The sequence below is a fragment of the Chromatiaceae bacterium genome, from assembly GCA_024235395.1.
Taxonomy (GTDB): domain Bacteria; phylum Pseudomonadota; class Gammaproteobacteria; order Chromatiales; family Chromatiaceae; genus Thiosocius.
This window is the reverse complement of the sequence record JACKMK010000004.1, coordinates 280546-304715: the sequence shown is the minus strand read 5'-3', so window position 1 is coordinate 304715 and position 24170 is coordinate 280546. Positions and strand designations below refer to the sequence as shown.

The following is a 24170-nucleotide window of genomic DNA, read 5'->3' as shown; positions in this document are numbered from 1 at the left end:
GTACTACATTGCTCGATATGAGCGCTGCAAGGGTTTGGACGTGATCGGGTGGACAGGGTGTTGCGAGCCCGCTGTTGGGCTGTCCCCGCTGTGGGGACGTTTCGAGTGACGGTTTTGTGTTGTCACAGGCTGTGCCTCTTCGATGAGGGTGCCAAGGCGATCGCAGGTGGCCTGCGGACCGCCGTTATCGGATCCGTGGGACACGACCTAAAAGGAGCATTGGACAAGACGCGCTGCAGCTTGCGGCCGATCTTCCGGTTCGGGGAATCATGAAGCGGGTTATCGTCGACCAAGATTGTGATCGAGGGAGATTTGCCTTCATCCGCGGTTGGGTGGGGTCGGATAGTTTTTTCTTCTCAGGGCTGCGGCAGATCCACTGCAGATGGGACGACGGCGTCGTCCATGCCCGCTGGAACCCTGTCGGCGCATGCCTTCCCTCTCGCGAGTTGCCAGGTCCTCGGTGATGTCGAAAGGCAACGTGTTCGATGCGGTCCCCGCGCTGCTCGATTCAGAGGTCTTTGACGATATCGTCACCTCGGACAACGTAAGGATCGAGCGCATAGTATCGAAAGGCCATACGTCGCCGGATACCGGCTGGTACGATCAAAACGAGAACGAGTGGGTGATGGTCTTGCAGGGTCGCGGCAGCATTGCCTTCGACGACGGCACTGAAGTGTCGCTTGGCAAAGGGGACTACGTAACCATTCGTGCCCACCGGCGCCACAAGGTGACGTGGACGGATCCAGATGCGGCGACGTTGTGGCTGGCGGTGTTTTACCAGTAAGCCCGCTGCCGATCTTGGCATGTGGCTGTAGTGGCTACTGGAAATCATTACCCGCACTCAGTCGAACGTCTTGCGGACGAGCCGGAAACGAATGGAGGACGAGGATATGGAAGCCTTGATCTTGCCTGGGATCTTGAATTCGGGCCCGGATCACTGGCAGACGCATTGGGAGCGGCAGCATCCTTCGTTTGTTCGTATCCGTCACCGGGATTGGGTTCGCCCTGTCTGCGACGAATGGGTAGAAGCGCTGGAATCTACCCTGTCAATGTCTGCTGGTAGCGATGTGGTGTTGGTCGCTCACAGTCTCGGCTGCGACCTGGTACCCCATTGGGCGGAGCGCACCGGGAAACGAATCAAGGGCGCCTTGCTGGTCGCCCCGCCCGATCCCGATAACCCGAATTTTCCGGCGGATGCGGTGGGATTTGCCCCTTTGCCGCTGAAACAGCTGCCTTTCCCGAGCATCGTGGTCGCGAGTGAGAATGATCCCTATGGGACTCTGGAGTTTGCCTCGCGGATGGCGAGCGCCTGGGGTAGTCACTTCGTCAATGTTGGGCCATTGGGGCACATCAACGCCGACAGTGGTCTCGGCGAATGGCGAGATGGCCTGGTCTTGTATCGCCGACTGGCCGACTGGTCATCCGTTCCAAACTCTACACCCGAGTGATGTGGTGTGCCTGGTGGCTCGAGGAATGGTGCAGGCCCGTCGTGGGACTCAGCTTGACGTGTAGTGGCATCACACTTCATCGAACACCAAAGACAAACTCACGGAGCGAGAACGTCCGATCTAAAAGGTTTCGTCGGTCGACTCATGGAGCCCAAGCGATCAAAGCCGCTGGCGTGTTCCGGTGTGTGTGAGCAGGACCGTGCGTGCAACCCTGGCCGGAGGAAAACCAGCGACTCTTTCTTGTGCGTAACATCGCTTTGTGGCGTTGAAGTTGCTCGGGTTCAGGCGTACGGTCAAGGCGTTGAGACACGATCACGAAGCTCGACCGAAACCGGTGCCGGAACGGTCGACTGACCATGAGTCGCTGTTCGCGTTGGTCATGCGTGGGAAGGCAGAGCAGTGGGTTGTGCGCGCGGGCGCGCCCCGGATGCAGGCGTATCGTGCGCCCAGTGCTTCGGTTGCGGGTCGGTATCCAACATTGGTCCGCACTAATGCGGCTGCCTATGACACGGATATAACCAGAGACTTCGTGGAGAATTGCCAATGACTAGTTCATTCACTTCACTTCATTTGACGTTTCGCCAGTATGTGATTTTGCCGATCGCGTTGGCAATGTTCTGCATGTCGGGTAGGTCCGTCGCATTTCATGCCGAACCAGTCCAGGTGGACGTATTGGCCAAGTCCGAGGCGAGTTGGAACGGTCAGGAATTGCCGGCGTACCCGCAAGGCAGACCGGAAGTGACAATTCTCAAGATTACGGTGCCGCCGCACACCCGCTTGGCTTGGCATCGGCATACGGTGATCAACGCGGGTGTCCTGCTGTCGGGCGCGTTGACCGTCGAAACTGAGGATGGCCAGATATTGCGTCTTGTGGCCGGTGAGTCCATTGTCGAGGTTGTCGGCAAGTTGCACTTCGGTCGGAACGATGGTGACGAGCCGGCGGAGATCATCGTGTTCTATGCGGGTATCAAAGGTGAACCCGTCACGATAAAGATGCCCGATGATGCTGCAGCGAGGCACTGATCCGGTGTCTTTCTTTGCGGTCGCGGGGCTTGATGCAGTGGAGTAAATTCATCGGTACCGCATCGAATCGACCTGGCGTGATTCGACACCATGTTCGTGCAGACGTGAAACCCGCCGATTTCCGAACCGCCGCCGTTCGATTGTAGCGTTCCATTGGTCTCAAATCCCCGTAGACAACGAGACAGGTAGACTGAATTTCCGGCGATACGCGCTGGGTGTCAAACCGGTGATCCGCTTGAAAAGGCGGTTGTAGAAGGCGACGTCCTCGTAACCCACCTTCCAACTGATCGCGTCGACGGATAACTTGCCCTCCTCAAGAAGTTCTTTCGCGCGATCGATTCGGCGACGCTGGACCTATGCCGGCGGTGTGTACCCCGTGGCCTGTTTGAAGCGTACCGGGCCACCCGGTGGCGAGATTCGGCCCGGTTGGGACCTGATCCCTGGGGCGCGCGGTTGTACGCCGCAGGCCTGCGCGTTTCGCGACCACTACGCGGAACTCGCGGCGTTGGGTGTCAATCACGTGTATGGTTTGTCGACCCAGGACACCGCCTGTCAACGCGAGGTCGTCAAACGTCTGCACCTGCCGTTTCCGCTGCTGTCGGATGCCGAAAATGCGCTGACCGATGCGGTGGACCTGCCGACCTTGTAGTGGGAAGGAACGCGGCTGCTGAAGCAGTGCACGCTCATCATCTTGGCTGGGAAGATCGAACACGTCTTCTATCCCGTCTTTCCACCGGACCGAAACGCCGTCGAAGCGATTGAGTGGCTTTCCAAGGCCAACCGCAAATAGCTGTATCCCTAAGGCGATGAATGCCGATTCGGGCACCGCGGTTGGCATTGCCTCGTTTGGCGATGCAGCCGGGTATTCGCGTCATCGGATCGCAGATCCTTTGCTATGGTTGTGTGTAATTCAGTTTAGGCCGGCCCGGCGCTCAGTGAATGGATGCGCACGCGCACGCCCCAGGCGAAAAGCATCGAACCACGGATTGTGTATGCGGGAGGGCGGAATGCGCTGCAACAATGACGCAATTGCAAAGAATCTCGGGCCAGGCTGCCGCAGTGCCATCACGTTTTTCCTTACATCCGCATCGTTGACGTTCTGGACGAATCACGTCGCTGCCGGCTGCTCGATCAGTGCGACCACGCAAACCTGCACCGGCAACGTCACTGGGGCCGAGTCATTCGTCGTTCAGGTCAACGATGCCGGCGCGCCTGCGTTGTCCTTCATCTACGAGCACCTGACTTCGACAAAAATTGCCTCCGTAGGCACGGCCGCCATTGAGTTTTCCGTCGAGGGCGCCGCGAACATTAGCGCGCCCGATATGGCATTCGATTTCAATGTCACGGACATTGCGAGTCAGTTCGTGGTCGAGTCAACCTCGGCACCGGCGCTGCAGATCAAGAGTACCGGCGGTGCCGGTGACTCGAAAGGTGAAAGCAAAGGCGATGGCAAACGTACGGGAGAGGCCGGCGCGGACGGTGGCGGCGCCGGCAGCCTCAATGCCACCATCGTCGACAGCGTCTTCGTCACCAACCCGGGCAAACCCATTGAGCTGACCGCCACGGGGGGCACGGGCGGCACCGGCGGCGAGGGGTATTCCCAAGCCGGTGGCGACGGATTCGGAGGTCGCGGCGGGAACGGTGGGAGCGGTGGTTCGGCCACCGTGGTCCTGTTGGATATGTTGATCGGCAATGACGGGGGCAATGCCACCGTCGTGGACATCACCCGGCGAGGTGGCAGCGGCGGCACCGGCGGGGTCGGCAAGGCCGCCGACTACACCGGACAGGGCGGGGTCGGCGGTGCCGGCGGCGATGGCGGGTCGGTGAGTGTCGCGGTCGCAGACGGGCTGCGCATTACGGGCGCGAGCGCGCCCGGCATCGCTATGGCGAGCTATGGCGGCGCCGGGGGACGCGGCGGCGACGGCGACAACACCCTCACCGGCAAGGGCGAGGGCGGTATGGGGGGGAGCGGTGCCGATGGCGGGTCCGTGGCATTGTCGTCGAATGACAGCAGCGCCATCACGATCGTGGCCAGCGGCAACGGTGCGCTGGTGCTGCAGAGCCTGGCTGGGGCAGGCGGTAATGGTGGCAATGCGTCCTCTGGGGGCAGTGCCTTTGGCGGCGGCGGCGGTCAGGGCGGTACCGGTGGATCGGTCACGGTCGCGCTGCCGGCCAATACGCTGTCAATCATCACTTCGGGGTCGGCGGCCCAGGGCGTTTTTGCGCGCAGTTACGGTGGGGCCGGCGGTGACGGCGGGAGCGCCAACGGCGTGTTCGGCAAGGCCGACGGCGGGTCCGCCGCCGGCTCCGGACCCGGCGGTGCCGTCGTAGTGAACTTCAATGGTTCCGTCACGACGACCGGCAGTGAAGCCAATGCGGTGATGGTACACAGTGTCGGTGGTTTCGCCGGTGATGCCGGATCCTCGTCCGGTTTTGCGGCGTACGGCTCCGGGTCGGAGAGTGCGGGTGACGGCGGCGAAGCGAGCGTCGTCTGGACCGGTGACGAAACGAGTGCTCTCCGGACCACGGGTGCGGACGCCGACGGGATCTTCGCGCAGAGCCAGGGTGGCGGGGGGGGCAAGGGGTCGAGCGGGTCGGGGGTCGTGGCCCTGAGCGGTTCCGGGTCGTCCGGCGGCAAAGGTGGCAAGGCCGAGGTGCGAACGAGTGGCGCCAGCGTCACGACGGCCGGCGATAGATCACGCGCGATTTTCGCGCAGTCGGCGGGAGGCGGCGGCGGAGACGGTGGTTCGGCGCGCGGCCTGGTATCTATTGGTGGCGCCGGTGCCAAGGGCGGTACCGGCGGCGAGGTGTTGGTCCACAACGCGTCGGTGCTGACTACCGAAGGCGCGGACGCCGAAGGCATCTTTGCGCAGTCACTCGGCGGTGGTGGTGGCTCCGCGAGTTCGTCGCAGGGCATCGCCGCGATCGGCGGCGATGGCGGGAGCGGTGCGACCGGCGGTTCGGTGTCCGTCACCAATGTCGCCGATATCTCCACCAGTGGCACCAATGCCGACGGGATCTTCGCCCAGAGCCAGGGTGGTGGTGGCGGCCGGGGTGGCAACACACTGGCGATCGGCGTCGATTTTTCGATGGCGATTGGCGGCAGTGGTGGCACCGGCGGACACGGCGGAGAGGTCGTTATTCACGACTTCCTGGGCAGCAACCAACCGACGATCAAGACCGGCGGCGACAACGCGCGGGCCGTCGTCGCGCAGAGCGTCGGCGGCGGTGGTGGTCACGGCGGCAATGCCCTCTCGGTGTCCGAGGGCGCGGGCGCGATCGACGTCTCGATTGCCCTCGGTGGTTCGGGGGGCGCCGCCGGCGACGGCGGTGCGGTCACTGCGAATTTCGACGGCCGGGCCACCACGCAGGGCGATCACGCCATCGGCATCATGGCGACCAGCACCGGCGGTGCCGGTGGCTCCGCCGGCACGACACTCGCCGTCTCCAGGGATCCCGTCGGGTCGGTGAGCGTGGGCGTCGGCGGTTCCGGCAGCGGCGGTGGCGACGGTGGTGCGGTCCTGGTCTGCCGCGGCACGCGCGCGGCTACGTCGGGGAACTGTATCGACAGTGCGCAGTACGACTCGCTCGAGATCTCCACCCAGGGCGAAGCGGCCCACGGCATCCTGGCGGCCAGCGCCGGGGGCAGCGGCGGTCATTCGGGTTTCACCTTCGCCGGATCGACCGTCAGCATGACGGCCGTCGACATTGCGGTCGGCGGTGGCGGCGGGGCGGGTGGCAGCGGCGACACGGTCGAGGTCTATTCCTCGGGCGGGATCACCACCGCCGGCCAAGCCGCCCAGGGCATACTGGCCAAGAGCGTCGGCGGCAGTGGCGGTGCGGCGTATCTGACCGGGGCCGCAAACCTGGTGAGCGCCGGCGACGTCAACGTGGGTATCGGCGGCGAGGGCGGTATGGCGGGGGGGGCGGGCGCCGTCACGGTCACATCGATCGACAGCATCACGACCACTGGATCGTCGTCCGATGCTATCGCCGCGCTCAGTTCCGCCGGTAGCGGCGGGGTCGGTGGCATGGCGTTTTCCGGCAACGGGCTGTCCCTCGGCAATATCGGCGTGGCGGTCGGCGGCCAAGGCGGCGGGGGTGCCAACGCAGGCGACGTCGTCATCGACTGGTCGGGCGACAAGATCACCACGTCCGGTGCACAAAGCCTGGGGCTCTACGCCGCCAGCACCGGTGGCTCGGGGGGGCGTGGCGGTCTGGATATCAACGGCTCCAGCGGAAGCCTGGCGGCCGTGCAGATCGGTGTAGGCGGTGCCGGTGGGGATGGCGGCCATGCAGGGGCGGTCAGGATTGGTTCGAACGGCGATATCGTCACCGAGGGTTCCCTTTCGACGGCGATCGCCGCCGCCAGCATCGGTGGCAATGGTGGGCGTGGCGGCGGTTCAATCTCCACTACACTGGCGTCGCAGGGAAAGGTCGCCGTGACGCTGGGCGGCGGCGGCGGCAGCGGCGGCGCGTCCAGCGGCGTCACGGTCGCCAACGCGGGAACAATCACTACTCTGGGTGCGCAGTCCGGCGGGATCTTCGCGCAGAGCCTGGGCGGCAACGGCGGTGCGGGCGGGTTCGTCGTGGAGGGTGGCATCAACGTCAGCGCCGTCGACGACGTGCCGGCCGGCGACCTGAGCGTCGACGTCGGCGGTGCGGGCGGCGACGGTGGCGAGGCCGGTACCGTCCTCGTGCTCAACACGGCTGCGATCACGACTAAGAACTACGCGTCGGACGGTATCTTCGCTCAGAGCATGGGAGGTCACGGCGGCGCCGGCGGTACCGTCTACTCCGGTGAAGCCAACGTCCTGACTGACAGTACCTTCAATGTCGAGGTCAACGTCGGCGGCAGCGGTGGTGCGGGCGGCGAGGGCAACACCGTTACGGTCGAAAACTACGACACCGTTTCCACTGGCGGTGACGACAGCGATGCGATCTTCGCGCAAAGCGTCGGCGGTAGCGGCGGCAAGGGCGGTGGCTCGTACAACATCCTGCTGAACGTGATGGCCCAGGCCGAACACAGCGCCAATTACCAGGTGACGGTCGGCGGTTCCGGTGGAAAAGGCGCGACTCCGGGGGCGGTTGCGGTCTCCAACTACCAGTCGATATCGACCACCGGCACCGATTCAGACGGGATCTTCGCCCAAACTGTCGGCGGCGATGGTGGTGCGGGCGGCAGTGGCGGCAACATCCTGATCAATGCCGGATCCGCCCCGGCCAACAGCCAGAACACCTATAAAGCGTCGGTGCAGATCGCCGTCGGCGGCAGCGGCGGCACCGGCCAGGACGCCACGGCGGTCAACGTGACCAATGAAACGGGTGCCTCGATCGCAACGACGGGGCCGACCGCCAACGGGATATTTGCGCAGGCGGTCGGCGGCGGCGGTGGCAACGGCGGTTCGGCATCCGGTTACAGCCTGTCGCTGACGGGGCTCTGTGGCCTATCGGGCGCCAAGACCTTTTCCTACTCCTGTCGGAATCCGAGCGGGTCCGGTTCGACCACCACGTACAGCTTCAATGGCAACATCGGCGGAGACGGCGGCGCCGGTGGCAACGGTTCGATAGTGACGGTGGACAACATCGATGGGACGGTCTCAACGAAGGGCACGGCCAGCCACGCCATCATGGCGCAGAGTATCGGCGGCGGTGGTGGTAACGGTGGTTCCGGCTCAACCGGCATCGGAACCTTTACCTCCGATACCACGGCGCAGAACATCGCCAAGGTCTTGTCCGATGCCACCAAGCTTGATCCCTACACTGCGCTCACCTCCTGGACCAGCTTCGGTTTCTCGCTGGGCGGTAAGGGCGGGGCGACCGGCGACGGCGAGGAAGTCTCCGTCGTCAACGGTGGTTTTCTCTCCACCGCGGGCGACAGCAGCTACGGCATTCTCGCGCAAAGCGTCGGTGGTGGAGGTGGCGCGGGCGGGGCCGCGGCGTCTTCACCGGTACACAGTCTCAGCATCGGCGGCAACGGCAGCGGTGGTGGTGACGGTGGGCTAGTCAAGGTGACCAACGAGTCCGGCGCCTCCATCACGACGCAGGGCGCCGGCGCGCTCGGCATCCTGGCGCAAAGCATCGGTGGCGGCGGCGGCGATACCGGGATCAAGCAATCGGTCGTCGCCAACCCGCAACTGGATATCTCGATCGGTGGCGAAGCAGGGGTCAGTGGCAATGGCGGCCAGGTCACCATCGGCAACACCGCCACGGCAATCAGCACCGCAGGGCGCGCGGCAAGTGCCGTCTTTGCACAGTCGATCGGCGGCGGAGGCGGTTCGGCCATCGACGGCCTCGAGGGTGCCACCGGGACCTTCGCGGTCAGTGGGTCCGGCAGCGCACAAGGCAATGGCGGTTCGGTTTCGGTGACGCACAGTGGCAGCATCGAGACCGCGACCTCGGCGACGCTGGATGACAGCACCGCCGCGCACGGCATCTTCGCGCAGAGCATCGGCGGCGGTGGCGGCTATGCCGGTTCGATCGTGATGGGATCCGCAGATGATTTCGGTTCGGGATTGAGCCTCGGCAGCACCTCCACGTCCAGCGGCAACGGCGGGGCGGTCACGGTGGTGGCATCGGGTTCGATCACGACCCTCGGTGGATCGTCAGTCGGCATCTTCGCGCAGAGCGTCGGTGGCGGCGGAGGCGTGGCCGGTTCTGCCGATTCCTTCAGCGGGTCCAGTGTACTGATCGGCAACGGTGGCGGTTCCGGGACGGGGGGTGCCGTTACGGTCACCTACGCCGGCGACCAGACGCTGTCGACAACCGGAGCCGGCGCGCACGGCATCTTCGCGCAAAGCGTCGGCGGTCCCGGCAGTTCGACGAGTACCGCGACCAAGGTCAGCGTCAACGTCTCGGCGGGCGTCAGTGCCTCCGGTGCCGGTGCGCACGGTATTTTCGCGCAGAGCGCGGGCGATGGAACGGGAGCGATCGACATCGTGGTCGCTGAAACCGGGCTGGTCGAAGGCGGTAGTGCATCGACCATTGCTGGGGGTGACGACGGCGCCGGGGTCTTCATAGTCGGCGGCACCAGCAGCACGCTTACCAACAAGGGTACGATCCAGTCGGTGGAGGGCGGCAGCGGCAGGGCGATCGTCGCTGCAGATACGACGTTGACCATCAATAACACCGGTACCATTACCGGTGCTATCTGCTCCGACGGGGACTGCGAACCATCGAGTAACGCCGCAGTCACCGCTTCTACTCTTGTCGCCGTCTCCGCGGTTGCCGGCGTTCCTGCCGTCGCGCGGTTGGCCGCCACTGCAGACGTTGCTGTCGCCGGTTCCAAGATCGTGCTCAACAACGAGACGACAGGCGTGATCAACACGGGCGAAGCGTTCCTGGTCGACAGTCATGTCAACAAGGGTACGCTCAACATTGGTGGATCCGGAAAGATCCTTACGACGGGACACCGCGGTGAATTCAGTCATCTGGAAACCGCCAGGCTGCTGCTGGACCTCGATGCGAGGCGAAATGTGGCCGACGGGGTGGAGGTCAGCGGCGCGGCCGACCTGGCGGGAAAGGCCGTCGTGAAGATCGTCGACATGGGGCTGCCCAAGGCACGCGATTCGGTCACGATCGTGAAAGCGGGCGGCGGGTTGTCAGATCGCAGCGCAACGTCGTTTTCTGTCGAACCCAGCATGGTGGCGAACTATGTGCTCGAATTCGCCAACCCCGACCAGGTCGACTTGAGTTACGAGATCGATTTTGCCAATCCGCAGATACTCGCGGCGAGCAATGAAAATCAACGTGGAGTGACTGGGGAGATCCAGCGCCTGTTCGGCCAAGGTGCACTCGACGCTACGTTTGCCGGCCTCACTGCAATCTCCAATTCGTCGAGCTACGCGACGGCGATGGATTCACTGGGTGCCGAGTCCTACGCGGACGGCCAACTGGCCGCTTTGTACTCCAGCATGTTGTTCAATGACTCGCTGATGAGTTGTGCCGAGCGAGCCGGTGACTATCGTTTTGTCCGTCAGGGTCAATGCGGCTGGGTGCGTCTACAGGCACGGCAGCTTGAGCAGAATGGCGGCAGGGACCATATAGGGTTCAAACAGAATTCCTTCCAGTATGCCGGTGGCGGGCAGGTGCACGTCGGTAACGGCTGGCATGTCGGCGGAGCACTTTCGTACGAGGATAGCGATCTGGAACTCAACGACGATCTGGGCACAGCAGACGGCTGGCAGTTGCAGGGTGGTATCGTGGCCAAGAAGCAGATCGACGCGACAACGATCGCGGGCGCACTATCGGTGGGTCGCGCCGAATTCGATATGGAGCGAAATGTGTTCGGAGGGGCGACGGCCAGAGGGGACGCCAGGCTCTGGGTCGCCTCGGCCCAGATGCGAGCGGCACATGCTTTTGAGCACGGCAACTGGTACGTCAAGCCCTTTGCCGATCTGGGGGTCGATCACATCGCCATGGATGAGTTTGATGAGAAAGGTCCCGGTAGCGTGAACCTGCACGTCGACGATCAGAACGATACTTACGTTTACGTGCAGCCGGCGGTGGAGATCGGCGGCGAAGTTGATCTAGGGGGCAAGACCCTGGTGCGCCCCAAGCTGACGCTCGGGATAACCCAATTCCTCACGGACGCCGCCCCCTCCGCGACTGCGAGGTTCAGGGATTCACCGTCGAACATCGGCCATTTTGACAGCAAGAGTGAACTCGATCGGACATCGTTCGATGTGGGTCTAAGTGCAGACGTCATATCCGGCAGGGGTTGGGTGGTCAGCATCGGCGGCAATGGCCGGTTTTCAGACAATACCGAGAGCTACGGAGGGCATTTGAGATTGTCTATTCCGTTCTAGGCCGGTCGGAAGCGGCCGGTCATCCGGGTTGGCCGGAAAGGACGGATTGCGTAGCCGTCGATCCACGGATGGACGATCCGCTTGAGGTCGCTGTGGTTGCCGAACCGCCCGGCGAATCGTCGTGATGTTCGTCGCCCTTGCTCTGATGTTTCCGGTCGTCTCCGCTCGCAATGATGTCGTCGCAATGCGGCAGCGGATATCTCCGCGCAGACGACACCCGGCCGCCCCGGGGGGACGCGACTACCGATGGCGATCACCCCATGATCTTCGGAAACCCGCCAGCGGGGTCGGCATCACCATCCTTGGGTGTGCCGTCCTCGTCGGGTTCGTCGATCGCCTGGGCCAGTCGCGCCCAATGCATCGCCCTGTCCGCGAAGCGATCGATGGCTGGCCCCAGTTGCTCGCTCAGGTCTTCGTCCACGGGCAGCAGTGCGCTGGCGGTCAGGATATCGGTGTCGGGCAGCACGCCGAGTGTCAATTCGCCGGCTCGGCTCCACAGATGCATTGCCTCGAGCGCCAGCCTGAATACCGCCGGTGGATCGACCGCCGGTCCCAGCTCGGCGTACAAGGCCACGGCACCGGGCCCTTCGGGTACGTAAACGACGAGCATACCGATGCCGTTCTCGTGTTCGAACACCGCACATCCGTCGGCGTCGAGACCGGCACCGGCGTAGCCGCGCTGCTCGGCCAGCGACCTCAACGCCGATTCAACTGTTTCCCTCGACATCGCCAGCCTCTCAGACAGGAATGATCACGTTCGAAGATGAGGCATGCAGGCCACCGGCACCGATCTCATCGACGACGTCGGCCAGCGGGTCATCCGACTCCCGCCACTCGATCTCCCCCGTGCCGCCATGGATCTTCCCAAACGAGCGACCAGCCAGCACGTCGATGACGATCAGTCGCTCTCCGGCGGAATAGCGCGTATCGATCACCGCTTCGACCTTGGCGAATGCATCGCGAATCCGTTCCCGGCCCATGTTCGCATCCATGTCGGCACCGCCCCAGGGAAGCTGCAGAAAACAGGCGAATGAACCGAGGACCAAAAAATAGTGCAGAGCCCAGCTGTTGATGCCATGGCCGTCGTGGGCAATCAGCAGGCCATCACCCGGCCACGCCTGCAGCAATGCGTCGATGAAGTCCTCCACCAGATAGGGTGGCGCGGTCGGCTCATAGGTCGCGAAACACCAGTCGCCATAGGTGCGAAGGTGGCCTTCCAGGGACTTCGGCAATGGCTGCGCGACCAGGTCGGCCTGTTTGAACCGCCAGGCCACCGCACCCGGCACGATTGTTTGCGGATCGGCGGGTATGGCCATGTTTTCACCGAGATCTGTCAATTCGTCTGTCATCGGCTTCTCGCGATTCCAGTGGCTCGATATTGGAGATGACTACCTGGGTCGCAGCGGAAAGAACTTGTGCATCAGTGACCGACGCGTCGGCATGAAACCGTATATCGAATCGGCATACGACAACATTTTCGGCGCTTGGTCGGATATCGCTTGCTGCTGCGATGGTGGGCCCATTGGCTGGCCGTCCGTTGGGTCGATCACGCGCCCTGACGCCGCGTCCAATCTGCGGTGGGCCTGGTACTGATCCTCCATGGTCCGCTGCACCCCGGCGACGCGCGATTGCAATGCACCGATTTCGTCGTGTCCCTGCTCATCATTGGTCAGCGACCATCGGAGATCCCGACCCAACTCGCCGCCGTTCAGGTCCTGTTCCAACTGCGCGACAGCGCGCATGTCTTCTTGGTCATGATACGGGGGAGGGCCGAGGTAATGTGAACGCATAGGGAAGTAATCCCGCATGTGCATTCCGTGCTTTGGGTAGATCCCTCTCTTGAAAACCGGGTTGTGGTCGTGGATCGGCATGAACGCCATATCGAGGTCGTACAGGCCCACACCAACGTCGAGGCGGGCGATGTCGGCCTTCGACATCGCGGCGATGTCGTCGAACGAAACGGTTTTGTGCGTGACCGGGTCCAAAAACCGCAACTTCAGATTATTGCCGTGACCATCGGGATTGCCGGTGATCGTGTGGAAGAGCTGCACATTCTTCATCGCCGTCTGCATTGCTGCGTTGCTATGCAGGCCCTCGTTGACCTTGCGATAAGTCTTTGCGCCAAGCCTCGCCAGCTTGTTTTCAAAGTCGATGGGCGAAATCCCGCTGACGAGACGAGTCGCCATGCAGAGTTGGCCATTGATCTCTATCAGATGCGGCTCTTGGACCAGGTTCTTGCCCAACGCCGCGGAGGTCCGAGCCGCTGCCATCTGCCGCGCATGGACCCGTACCTGACGGCGTTCGAGACCAAACATCCCGGAGCTCACGACGTTGGCATCGAGCGGTTTGATCGCGTAGGTACGGACCTTGAATTTACCGTTCTCATCAGGTATCGCCAGTTTGGCCTTATAGACCACATTGAAACCGCCGCCACCGAGGTGACGCAATGACCCCTGAATCGCAGATTGAGGCAATGTGTTCTTCAATGCCGGACTCAGCGGCTCTCCAGCCGCCAGCGCGGCCAGCGCGATACCCGTGCGGAGCCTGGGCCCCCGCCCATCGGGGTCGCCGACCAAGTGGCGAAGATCGGCCTGACCCGTCGGAGCGGGCGCCACGCCATTCAGCTGCCGCTCCAGTTCGTCGAGTCGTGACAGCTCCTGCGTCACGCGCTGCGCCATGGAGCCGCGTCTGAAGGTCGGCGGGAGATTCGCGCGGAAGGCATCGCGCGCCGCCTCCTGTTGCCGGAGAGGCCGATAGGCGGCGCTCTGCTTCCGCAGGCGCCGGAAAATGGTGCGCGTTGCCTTGATGTGATTGCGCCTCAGCAGCAGCGTCTCGTCCAACGCATCTGCAGCGCGGGAGAGCTGATCGTGGGCGGTCTGCAGTGCATTTCCGGCGGCACGCAGGCGTTGAAAGTGCGCGGCGCGGACATCAGCGTCGGTCGGGATCTCCTGCGATCGCAGTGCATGGAAGTTCTTGTAGCCGACATCGAAATCCTGGGCCGCTTTCGAGGCTGACGCGGCGGCGCCCCGCAGGACCTCGAGGGACTCGATCTCGTCCTTGGCAGCATTGATCGTCTGGTTGCCGAACAGCCCGCTGCGGAACAGCGCGAACGTCTTCCGCAATGACGACAGTTTTTCGGTCTTCTGGTCGTGCCGTTTTTTCACCAGGCTGTGCAATTGCGCGAGGGATGCCTTGGAATCCGCGAGATCTGCGCGTCCCCAGACGAAGTCTCTATCGCTCGGTCCGGATTTTCGGTACTGCGGGTGCAACGCCGCGAGCCCGTTGCGGCGCAGGTCGTGCCGCGCCGCGGGCCACAACTGTGCCTGCGCCTCATCGGCCGCGCCAACGTCGGCGCTGGCAGCGGCCGGTTGAACCCGGGGTGCCGCTCCATTGATCTTGGGTGTTTCGGTCACGGCATAGTCACACCGTCAATCGGTGCCCTCTGTAAACGGCGTACATTTCAGAGAAACGCCCGCCGAGTGATCGAAACAGGCCATCCAAAACGGCGCCAGACAGCATCGACACGAAGGCGAAATCGGTGATGTTGTTGATTGCCACATTTTTGCCTTCTCGGGTCAAAACGGACTCCGTGTCGTTGTGTCCGGCGCGGCCGCGTAACCGCCGCCTCACCTGATGTGCAGTGGCGACGACGGTTCGCGCCGGGCAGCCCTTGGCAACGCTTGTCAACGTGTACTTACCGATGGAGTATAGGCTCCGAGTTCACAGCGATTCCAAATGACGATACTAACCGGCACCGCGTACCGAGTGATGTGCGTCGTGCCGCCCTGATCAACAGACCGGTGAAGCATTTTTTTGTTGCGACCCTTTTTCCAGTTGCGCGGCCCCGCTGCACGCAGTGGGTCCAACGCCGCTTCAACGCACCGGAAAGTCGAAATAGGTATCGGGATGGGGTTCGTTCTCCAGCGTGAAGGAGCTGGGTTGCATCGTCGTTCCTTCTGCGTCCGAAAACCGCATCATGCTCCATCGGGACGGGAATTTTTAGAAGCGCCCTTAACACTAATCAGTGTATCGACGATGCTTTGGGGATGGGTTTATGGGTCACGGTGAAGAACACACTTTAGGAAAAAGGATCGGAGCCATCGTTCTCGGCCTAGCAATCATGGGGGCTGCCTCTTGGCTTTACCTCTGGAGTGAAGGACAACGAACCGGCACGACCAATACTCTAAACGAGATTCTTGTCTCTTATGAAGATGTTTCGCGTGTGCAGAATATCGCATCTCAAGACCTCCCCTTTGCCTACGTCCAAGGGAAAGCTGAGTCAGAAGATGATCTGGTTGATGAGCTTTTTCAGCTCACCGTTAGAGGTGTGTTCTTTAACCGCAACGTCTTGCAATTGAAAAGGCAGGTTGAACATAGAGGAATGGAGGGGGGACCTAAGATCGTCTCTTATGAATGGTCGCTTGGAGGTGAGCATCCACTTTCGCATGCAGTTCAAACTCCATCATTGCTTAAGGTGGCTGGTGTAGCGGTTTCAAGCCAGATGCTCGACTGGCCAATAGAAGGTGAGGTTATTCGGTGTGGCGACGAGCGAATTGGAGCGATTCCAGAGTATAAGGGGCAAACTCTAAAGTGTCGTTCTGATGGAGAGTTTACAAATCGAGAAGAGGGGAAGACTTACGAAGAGGGGGATATTCGAGTTTCCTTTACCTACTATCCATTGGATGAGATTAGTTTGATCGGACGACTCTCTGATGGTGTTCTCTATCCGGTGGAGGATCAGAGTGAAAAGTTTCTCTATCTTTTCGAGTCAGGAAAGAAATCCGTAGAGCAACTTGTCGAGTCAGCAAGGGCGCGTGCAAACAAAAGCGATAATATCGGATGGTGGTATTCCTTTGCGATATTCCTGCTGGGGCTCTTCTTCTTTACTGCTCTGTTTAGAAACCGTCGGAAAGGGTGACAGCCCCAGCTGTTCGTAGCCTTCCGGCGTCGATGCCCTTTGATGACGTACTCCCGTCGCAGATAGGCGTTGAGCCACAAAGGTTTGTATCAGGCCCGGCGTTGACCTCGGGCGTCGTCATCCAGCCAGTGTTGGATTGGACCGAGTTGCAGGGGGCATCAAATGCGGCTGTCGAGGGGGGTTCAAAAACTCCCCGATTGGGAATCACATCGAGCTAATAAGAAACTTCCGGGAAGTTCTAAAAATGCGCGTATAATTAACTGAACAATAAAGTAAAATTGGTGGGGGCGGCGGGAGTTATTCGGCCTTCGGCCTCACCCTTCGGGCCGCCGTCGCATCGCGACGGCGTTCTGCGGCACCTCTGGTGCCTGGTGAACCCGCTCCGCGGGTTCGTTATTCCCATGCGCGGCCAGAAACGCCGAAGGGCCGCCACAAGGGCGACCCTTCATCGTTTGGTGGAGGCGGCGGGAGTTGAACCCGCGTCCGCAAGTCCTCTGCCTTCGGCTCTACATGCTTAGTCGTGTCGATTTTTTTTAACCGCGTGCCGCCCGACCGACAGGGCATACAGCACGGCGATTCCGGTAGGTTTTAGCAAATCAGCCCCGGACAAGCCTCATCGCGATCTTGTGAGATATGACGCCAGAGTGCTCCGAGGAGCCTGGGCGCACAAGCACGGCCCCAGTCTGACGGCACCCTACCGGGTATTAAGCGGCGAGTGCGTAGTTGTCGTCGTTGGCAACTATAAGTTTGCGAATTGTTTTACGAGGTGATTCGCACCTCGGCATGCACCTCAGGTTTCGCGACCCACGTCGAATGCCGTGTCGCCCCCTAAAGTCAACCCATACGACCGCCACCGATCGTAATAAGTTCCGCAGATTCTACCGCTAACCGATCTTGAAGTTGCGCTGTTTTTCGCGCTGCCAGTCGCGTTCCTTGGCGTCGGCACGTTTGTCGTGCAGCTTCTTGCCTTTGGCGAGCCCGACCTCGACCTTGGCGCGACCGCGCTTCCAGTACATCGCCAGCGGTACCAGGGTGTAGCCCTTTCGCTCGGTCAGGCCGATGAGTTTGTTCAGTTCTTCGCGGTGCAGCAGCAGCTTTCGGGTGCGCGTCGGGTCGGGGTGGACATGGGTCGAAGCGGTCGGCAGCGGGGAGATGTTCGCACCGAACAGGAACGCCTCGTTGCCCTTGATCGTCACGTAGGCCTCGGTGATGTTGATCTTGCCGGCGCGCAGGCTCTTGACCTCCCAGCCCTCGAGCGAGACCCCGGCCTCGTACCGGTCCTCGATGAAATACTCGTGGCGTGCCTTGCGATTGAGCGCGATCGTGGCGCTCCCGCTGCCCTTGTCGTTTGCCTTTTTCGCCGCTTTTGCCATGGCGCGCGAGTGTAGCACGGTGCCTTGTTTGTCGCTGATCGATCCGGGAAAATGCATGATTTGACAGAGAAAGTGGCAATAGTGAGAGAAACCGGATGAGTAACGGTCAGGCGTCGGTACATGGCATGTGGTCGTCCCGGGCGGCTTTCATCATGGCCACGGTCGGTTCCGCTGTGGGTCTCGGCAACATCTGGAAATTCCCCTACATCAGCGGTGAATACGGCGGCGGGGCCTTCGTCGCGGTCTATCTGGTGTGCATCACCCTGATCGGGGTGCCGGTGATGATGGCAGAGATCCTGCTCGGCAGGCGTGGACGCTCCAGCCCGATCAGCACCATGCGGCGCCTCGCCCGCGAGGAGAATTCGTCACCCGCCTGGGCCATGGTCGGGTACTCGGGCGTGGTCGCGGGCTTCCTGATCCTGTCGTTCTACAGCGTGATCGCCGGGTGGGCGCTCGCCTATGTGTTCCAGGCGGCCAGCGGGGGTCTCAACGGCGTGTCGGCTGACGGGGCGACGAAGCTGTTCAGCGACCTGGTCGGGTCGCCCTGGCAGCTGCTGGTCTGGCATACGGTGTTCATGCTGATGACGGTTCTGGTGGTCGCGCGCGGCGTACGCGAAGGCCTGGAGCGGGCCGTGACCCTGCTCATGCCGGCGCTGTTCGTCATGCTGGTGATCATGGTGGGCTATGCCTACGTGGAGGGGGATTTCGCACGCGGGTTTGCGTTCATGTTCAACTTCGATTTCGACAAGGTCTTTACGCTATGCACCGGTAGCGCGGAACAGCTGGAGTGCGGGTTTAGCGGCGAACCGGTGCTGGTGGCGATGGGCCATGCGTTCTTCACCCTCAGTCTCGGCATGGGCGCGATCATGGCCTACGGCGCCTATGTGCCGGCGCATGCCTCGATCACCGGTGCGACCATCACGATCGCACTGGCCGACACCATCGTGGCGCTGCTCGCCGGGATGGCGATCTTCCCGATCGTGTTCGCCAGCGGACTGGAACCCTCGGCCGGTCCCGGGCTGATCTTCCAGACCCTGCCGATCGCGTTCGGCAACATGCCGGGCGGGCAGTGGTTCGGCACGGTGTTTTTTGTCCTTCTGGTGTTTGCGGCCTGGTCGTCGTCGATCTCGATCGCCGAGCCCGCGGTCGCGTGGCTGGTCGATAGCCGGGGATGGCGCAGGTCGAACGCGGCCTTGCTGGTCGGCGGCCTGGCCTGGACCCTGGGGATCGGTTCAGTACTGTCGTTCAACATCTGGTCGGGGTACACCCTGTTTGGCAAGACACTGTTCGACCTCAAGGATTTCCTGGCGTCGAACATCATGCTGCCGCTGGGTGGTCTGCTGATTGCGCTGTTCGTTGCCTACGGTGCCGGCCGTCACATGGCGTTGGACGAACTGGCGATCAGTCGTCAGCGGCTGTTCGACGCCTGGTGGTTCGTGATCCGCTATGTGTCGCCGGTCGCGATCGCGGTCGTGTTCCTGAACTCGATCGGGGTGCTGTAATTGGCACGCGTCGAAAAGTCCGCGCTGGTACGGTTCCCGCCCCAGACGATGTTCGATCTGGTCGCCGACGTAGAGCGCTACAAGGAGTTCCTGCCCTGGTGCAGCGACTCGCGCCTGGTGTCGCGCGGTGATGACGAGCTGTGTGGCTGGATCGAGGTGTCACGGGTCGGCATCACGCAGGCATTCTCGACCTGCAATGAACTCGATCCGCCCGGGCGGATGGGTATACGTCTGCATGAGGGTCCGTTCAAGCGCCTGCACGGCGAGTGGCGTTTCGTCGCGCTCGGCGACTCCGCGTGCAAGGTGATGCTGGTGCTCGAGTTCGAATTCGCCGGACGCCTGATCGACGCGGCGTTTGGCAAGGTGTTCAACCAGGTGGCAAACTCGCTGGTCGATTCGTTCGTCAAGCGGGCACAAGAGGTGTACGGTGGCTGAGCCGCAGATCAGCGTCGAGGTGGTGTTTGCGAGGCCGGGCGAACAGGCGCTGGAACAGTTCCGGGTGGCGGCCGACGCGACCGTCGAGGACGTGATCCGTCAGTCGGGCTTTCTCGAGCGATTCCCCGAGATCGATATGGCCCAGGCCAAGGTCGGCGTGTTCGGCAAACTCACGAAACTCGATGCGACCTTGAACGAAGGCGACCGGATCGAGATCTATCGTCCGCTGATCGCCGATCCCAAGGAAGCGCGCAAGAAGCGTGCAGCCGAGGGCAAGGCGATGAAAAAGGGTGCGCGGGATGCGACCGGCGAACCGTCGGGCGACGAGTGATCAGTCGACGTCGTAGTCGACGCCGACGGCCTGCATGGCACGCCCCAGCAACGACTTCTTTTCGGGTTCCCAGTCGGGGACCGTGACCACGACCTCTTTCGGTTTGGTCTCGCGCTCGTGCTCCGGTTGCGGGCGCAGGTGACCGGTGATCCTCACCAGGCGGTCGTTCTCGAAGTACACGGTGGTGTGCAGGATCTCGTCCGGTCGGCTGCCCTCTCCACTGGTGTAGGCGTAGTCCCAGCGATCCACGTGGAATACGTCCGACAGCATCGGTGAACCCAGCAGAAACCGTACCTGCCGCTTGGTCATCCCAGGCTCGAGCTGGTTGATCAGCTCCTGGTTCACGACATTGCCCTGGACGATCTGCGGGCGATACACGAGCGGCACGCGGTCCAGCGCATTCGGGATCGCGTCGGTGATGCCGCTCATCGAGCTGCAACCCGCCGTCAGCCAGGTTGCGGACGAGACAATGAAAATGAGAAGCTTGCGCATATATTTTGCGATCGGCCTTCGGGTTCCGATGGATGCCGGATGATAACGAATCGCACGTCAAGAATACATGCGACGGAGGTGACGGTGGAGAACCAGGATATCCGCAAGGCCGGCCTGAAGGTCACGCTGCCGAGGGTCAAGATCCTCGAGATTCTCGAGTCGAGCGACGCCCGGCACATGACCGCCGAAGACGTCTACAAGGCGCTGCTGGAGCGTGGCGAAGAGATCGGCCTGGCGACCGTGTACCGGGTGCTGACCCAGTTCGTGAATGCCGGTCTGGCCGAAAAACACCATTTCGAAGGTGGCCAGGCGGTGTTCGAGCTCGACCGCGGGCGTCACCACGACCACATCGTGTGCGCGCAATGCGGGCGCGTGGAGGAGTTCGTCGACGAAACGATCGAGAAGTGCCAGCGCGAGATCGCTGCGAAAAAGGGCTTCGAGATCACCGATCATTCGCTGATCATCTACGGCCGCTGCACCCGCGAACACTGTCCTTACCTGGAAGGGGCCTGAGCCGCCCGGCGCGGTCTGCGCAATACCCGTCTTTTCCAGGCTGTTCAGCCGGGGAGGCTCGGCTAAGCTAAAAATCGCGGACCGGCCGGTCGTCCGCGCGATAAAAAAACGAGATTCTGGAGGAGAGACCATGCTCAAGAGGTTCACCAGCGGCGTAGCCGCGCTGACGTTCGCGCTGTGCACAGCGGGACTGTCCACTCAAGCCGCCGCCGAAGGCGACTATCTGCTGGCCACCGCCAGTACGGGCGGCACCTACTACCCGGTCGGTGTCGCATTGTCGACCCTGGTCAAGGTCAAGCTGCAGCCCAAAGACAAGATCAACATGTCGGCGATCAATTCGGCCGGCTCGGGTGAAAACATCAAGCTGCTGCGCGAGAACGAAACCCAGTTTGCGATCCTGCAGGGCCTGTACGGCGCCTACGCGTGGAACGGTAGCGGTCCGCTCGAAAAAGACGGGCCGCAGAAGGGTCTGCGGGCGGTCACCATGCTGTGGCAGAACGTCGAGCATTTCCTGGTCAAGGCGGAGTATGCAAAGACCGGGACCATCGCCGACGCCTCCAACATCCAAAGCGTGGCCGGCTTCGGCAAGAAGAACTCCGGTTCGCTCGGTTCGAGCAGGACCATCTTCGGCAACCTCGGCATCGACATCGACAAGCAGTTCGACCTTTTCTATGGCGGATACGGGGCGCTGGCCGACGCGATGCAGGACGGCAAGGCCGATCTGATCGGTACGCCGGCCGGTGTGCCGGTCGGCGCGGTGACCAAGTTGCTCGCCGCCAAGGGCGACGCCGTTCGCCTGCTCGGGTTCACCGCCGACCAGGCCGCCAAGGCCGATGGTGGCATGGAGTTGTGGACGCCTTACCTGATCCCGGCCGGTACCTATCCGGGGCAACAGGCGGACATCACGACGATCGCCCAGCCGAACTTCCTCGCGGTGCGTGCCGATGTCCCGGACGATGACGTCTACAAGATCACCAAGACGATCTACGAAAACCTGGGCTTCCTGCAGTCGATCCACAAGGCGACCAACGCGATGGCCCTGGACAAGGCGATATCGGGCCTGCCGATGCCTCTGCATCCGGGTGCGGCGCGGTACTTCAAAGAGGCCGGCCTGGAGATCCCTGCGCGCCTGATCGCCCAGTAACGGCTCTTGCGGCCGCGGGCAGGCGGCCGCATCGATGTCATGACGCAACCCGCCGGTCAGCCCGACGCCGGTTCACTCGAGGCTGGGCTGCGTACGCAGCCCTGGGTCCGTACCGCGGTGTACTGGCTCGGCGCCGCGATCGCGGCGCTGCATCTGGTGATGAATTTCACCACGTTGTTTTCGACCCAGTGGCAGGCGACCCTGCATTTCGTCGGCCTGGGCGTTCTCGCGTTTCTGCTGTATCCGCCACTGCGCAGCGAGCGGCTCGCGCGGTCACGCGTGCTCCTGGCTTTGGATGTCGGCCTGGCGGTGGGCTTCGTCGCCGCGACCGCCTGGATCGTCGGCGCCGAGGACGCCATCTATGAGCGCGGCGTCAACATGACGGGTTGGGAGCAGGTGCTCGCGCTGTTGACGATCGTTGCCGCCATCGAACTGACCCGGCGTACCACGGGTCTGGTGATCCCGGTACTGATCGTGCTCGCGCTGACCTATGTCGTCGGCTGGGGGGCGTGGCTCGACAATGTGTTCAAGTTCGCCGGGCTGAGCAACGAGACGCTGCTGTTTCGCAGCATCTACGGCGACGATGCCCTGTTCGGCAGTATTGCGCAGATCTCGGTCTCGTTCGTCTTCATGTTCATCCTGTTCGGTGCCTTCCTGGTGCGTTCGGGCGCCGGCGACTTCGTGATCGCGATGGCGCGCGTGGTGGCCGGAAGGGTGGTCGGAGGCCCGGGGTTGGTCGCCGTGGTCTCGTCCGGATTGACCGGGACCATCTCGGGCTCGTCGATCGCCAACACTGTATCGACCGGCGTGATCACGATCCCGCTGATGAAACGCGCGGGGTTTCCGGCGCGCTTCGCCGCCGGCGTCGAGTCGGCGGCCAGCACCGGCGGTCAGCTGATGCCACCGATCATGGGTGCGGGCGCGTTCGTGATGGCGAGCTATACACAGATCCCGTATACGCACATCGTCGCGGTCTCGTTCCTTCCGGCGCTGCTGTACTTCCTGTCGGTGGCGTTCTTCGTGCGCCTCGAGGCGAAGCGCCTGGGGTTTGAGACCGAGTCCGGCGAAGACCAGCCCAGGATCGGCACGGTGATGCGCGAGGGTGGGGTGGTGTTCGTATCGCCGATCATCGTGCTGATCGTCATGCTGGTGATGGGATTCACCCCGACCTACGCGGCCGGGGTCGCGATCCTCACGGTGATCGGCTCGAGCTGGCTGACGCCGCGCCGCATGGGGATACGCGACATCCTCGATGCGCTGGCGCTGGGCAGCCGCAACATGATCACGACCGGTCTGTTGCTGGTTGCGGTCGGCCTCGTGGTCAACGTGATCGCGATGACCGGGGTAGGCAACACGCTGTCGTTGATGATCCAGCAGTGGGCGGGTGGCAGCCTGATCGTCGCGCTGTTCCTGGTCGCACTGGCGTCCCTGGTGCTCGGCATGGGGCTGCCGGTCACTGCCGCGTACATCGTGCTGGCGACGCTGTCCGCGCCGGCGCTGTACAACCTGATTGCCGATGCCCAGCTGGTCGATCTCATCGCCGCGGGTCGGCAGTTGCCGGAGGCGGCCGGAGCGATGCTGATGCTCGCCGCGCCCGACAAGGTCGGCATGCTCGGGCAGTCGATGACGCTCGATGAGGCGCGCTCGATCCTCGACGCCCTGCGCAGCATCGATCCTTCACTGGTCACCGGTCTGTACGAACAGGCACTGGATCCGACGATCGTGCTCGGCATCCTGTTGTCGGCGCACATGATCATCTTCTGGCTGAGCCAGGACAGCAATGTCACGCCACCGGTCTGCCTGACTGCGTTTGCCGCCGCCGCCATCGCCGGAACGCCGCAGATCCGCACCGGGTTTACCGCCTGGAAGCTGGCCAAGGGGCTGTACATCATGCCGGTGCTGTTCGCCTACACGCCCTTTCTATACGCCGACTGGGGCGTCGCGCTGGAGATCTTCGCGTTCACCCTGGTCGGGCTGTATGCGTTTGCAGCGGCGTTCCAGGGCCACCTGGAACGCGATCACGGGTTGATGATGCGGCTGCTTCTGGGGGCGATGGCGACCGCCCTGATCTTTCCGCAGCAGCCGCTGCTGCACTGGTGTGCCCTGGCCGCGTTCGGCGTGGTGCTGGTCTGGGACCGACTGATGGCGCGCCGACCATTGGCTGACGATTGAACGCAGGCTAAC

General features: G+C 62.6%; 18 protein-coding genes, 1 other RNA gene and 1 pseudogene. 12 read left to right on the top strand and 8 right to left on the bottom strand.

Features of this window, described 5'->3' with window-relative positions; all coding sequences use genetic code 11:
- The first annotated feature begins 463 nt into the window (after positions 1 to 463).
- The 3 genes from H6955_19885 (at position 464) to H6955_19875 (ending at position 2471) form a co-directional block, all read left to right on the top strand.
- On the top strand, positions 464 to 784 hold the full coding sequence (locus H6955_19885; GenBank protein ID MCP5315828.1) for a cupin domain-containing protein: 321 nt from the start codon (positions 464 to 466) through the stop codon (positions 782 to 784).
- 106 nt (positions 785 to 890) lie between these two features.
- Positions 891 to 1448, top strand: coding sequence for an alpha/beta hydrolase (locus tag H6955_19880; GenBank protein MCP5315827.1), 558 nt, complete (start codon positions 891 to 893; stop codon positions 1446 to 1448).
- Positions 1449 to 2060: 612 nt separating this feature from the next.
- A complete protein-coding gene (locus H6955_19875) occupies positions 2061 to 2471 on the top strand; it encodes a cupin domain-containing protein (protein MCP5315826.1) in 411 nt (136 codons plus the stop codon).
- 159 nt (positions 2472 to 2630) lie between these two features.
- Here the strand turns inward: H6955_19875 and H6955_19870 are convergent, their stop codons facing one another.
- The gene (locus tag H6955_19870) at positions 2631 to 2810 is read right to left on the bottom strand and encodes a helix-turn-helix transcriptional regulator (protein ID MCP5315825.1); all 180 of its coding nucleotides are present in this window, start codon (positions 2808 to 2810) and stop codon (positions 2631 to 2633) included.
- A 94-nt stretch (positions 2811 to 2904) separates the two neighbouring features.
- Here H6955_19870 and H6955_19865 point away from each other — a divergent pair.
- Both H6955_19865 and H6955_19860 read left to right on the top strand, forming a co-directional pair.
- Positions 2905 to 3261: pseudogene (locus H6955_19865) on the top strand (peroxiredoxin).
- A gap of 217 nt (positions 3262 to 3478) precedes the next feature.
- Positions 3479 to 11278, top strand: coding sequence for an autotransporter outer membrane beta-barrel domain-containing protein (locus H6955_19860; protein ID MCP5315824.1), 7800 nt, complete (start codon positions 3479 to 3481; stop codon positions 11276 to 11278).
- Between the two features lie 253 nt (positions 11279 to 11531).
- Here H6955_19860 and H6955_19855 read toward each other — a convergent pair whose 3' ends face one another.
- From H6955_19855 to H6955_19840, 4 genes are all read right to left on the bottom strand, one after another.
- Positions 11532 to 12005 carry a type III secretion system chaperone gene (locus tag H6955_19855; GenBank protein MCP5315823.1) on the bottom strand — a complete coding sequence of 158 codons (474 nt, stop codon included), beginning with the start codon at positions 12003 to 12005 and terminating at the stop codon, positions 11532 to 11534.
- A gap of 10 nt (positions 12006 to 12015) precedes the next feature.
- On the bottom strand, positions 12016 to 12627 hold the full coding sequence (locus H6955_19850) for a hypothetical protein (protein MCP5315822.1): 612 nt from the start codon (positions 12625 to 12627) through the stop codon (positions 12016 to 12018).
- Between the two features lie 39 nt (positions 12628 to 12666).
- Entirely contained in the window at positions 12667 to 14454 is a 1788-nt protein-coding gene (locus H6955_19845) for a hypothetical protein (protein ID MCP5315821.1), read from the bottom strand.
- A 244-nt stretch (positions 14455 to 14698) separates the two neighbouring features.
- Positions 14699 to 14965: a hypothetical protein gene (locus H6955_19840; protein MCP5315820.1), complete on the bottom strand. Its 267-nt coding sequence runs from the start codon at positions 14963 to 14965 to the stop codon at positions 14699 to 14701.
- Between the two features lie 367 nt (positions 14966 to 15332).
- On the opposite strand from H6955_19840, the gene H6955_19835 reads away from it, so the two are divergent.
- Complete coding sequence (locus tag H6955_19835) at positions 15333 to 16196, top strand: hypothetical protein (GenBank protein MCP5315819.1); 864 nt, start codon at positions 15333 to 15335, stop codon at positions 16194 to 16196.
- 453 nt (positions 16197 to 16649) lie between these two features.
- On the opposite strand, the gene ssrA is transcribed toward H6955_19835, so the two are convergent.
- Together ssrA and smpB are read right to left on the bottom strand one after the other, a co-directional pair.
- Positions 16650 to 17025, bottom strand: a transfer-messenger RNA (tmRNA) gene (gene ssrA, locus H6955_19830).
- A 55-nt stretch (positions 17026 to 17080) separates the two neighbouring features.
- The gene (smpB, locus tag H6955_19825) at positions 17081 to 17569 is read right to left on the bottom strand and encodes an SsrA-binding protein SmpB (GenBank protein ID MCP5315818.1); all 489 of its coding nucleotides are present in this window, start codon (positions 17567 to 17569) and stop codon (positions 17081 to 17083) included.
- A gap of 95 nt (positions 17570 to 17664) precedes the next feature.
- On the opposite strand from smpB, the gene H6955_19820 reads away from it, so the two are divergent.
- The 3 genes from H6955_19820 to H6955_19810 are packed head-to-tail and all read left to right on the top strand — an operon-like array spanning position 17665 to position 19837.
- The gene (locus tag H6955_19820; GenBank protein MCP5315817.1) at positions 17665 to 19071 is read left to right on the top strand and encodes a sodium-dependent transporter; all 1407 of its coding nucleotides are present in this window, start codon (positions 17665 to 17667) and stop codon (positions 19069 to 19071) included.
- Positions 19072 to 19506: a type II toxin-antitoxin system RatA family toxin gene (locus H6955_19815; GenBank protein MCP5315816.1), complete on the top strand. Its 435-nt coding sequence runs from the start codon at positions 19072 to 19074 to the stop codon at positions 19504 to 19506.
- Positions 19499 to 19837, top strand: a complete 339-nt coding sequence (locus tag H6955_19810; protein ID MCP5315815.1) for an RnfH family protein — start codon at positions 19499 to 19501, stop codon at positions 19835 to 19837. The genes H6955_19815 and H6955_19810 overlap by 8 nt, the downstream gene beginning before the upstream one ends.
- Here the strand turns inward: H6955_19810 and H6955_19805 are convergent, their stop codons facing one another.
- Positions 19838 to 20266, bottom strand: coding sequence for an outer membrane protein assembly factor BamE (locus tag H6955_19805; protein ID MCP5315814.1), 429 nt, complete (start codon positions 20264 to 20266; stop codon positions 19838 to 19840).
- 147 nt (positions 20267 to 20413) lie between these two features.
- On the opposite strand from H6955_19805, the gene fur reads away from it, so the two are divergent.
- The 3 genes from fur (at position 20414) to H6955_19790 (ending at position 24158) form a co-directional block, all read left to right on the top strand.
- On the top strand, positions 20414 to 20842 hold the full coding sequence (gene fur, locus H6955_19800; protein MCP5315813.1) for a ferric iron uptake transcriptional regulator: 429 nt from the start codon (positions 20414 to 20416) through the stop codon (positions 20840 to 20842).
- A gap of 130 nt (positions 20843 to 20972) precedes the next feature.
- Positions 20973 to 21986 carry a TAXI family TRAP transporter solute-binding subunit gene (locus H6955_19795; GenBank protein ID MCP5315812.1) on the top strand — a complete coding sequence of 338 codons (1014 nt, stop codon included), beginning with the start codon at positions 20973 to 20975 and terminating at the stop codon, positions 21984 to 21986.
- A 39-nt stretch (positions 21987 to 22025) separates the two neighbouring features.
- Positions 22026 to 24158 carry a TRAP transporter fused permease subunit gene (locus H6955_19790; protein MCP5315811.1) on the top strand — a complete coding sequence of 711 codons (2133 nt, stop codon included), beginning with the start codon at positions 22026 to 22028 and terminating at the stop codon, positions 24156 to 24158.
- Positions 24159 to 24170 lie beyond the last annotated feature (12 nt).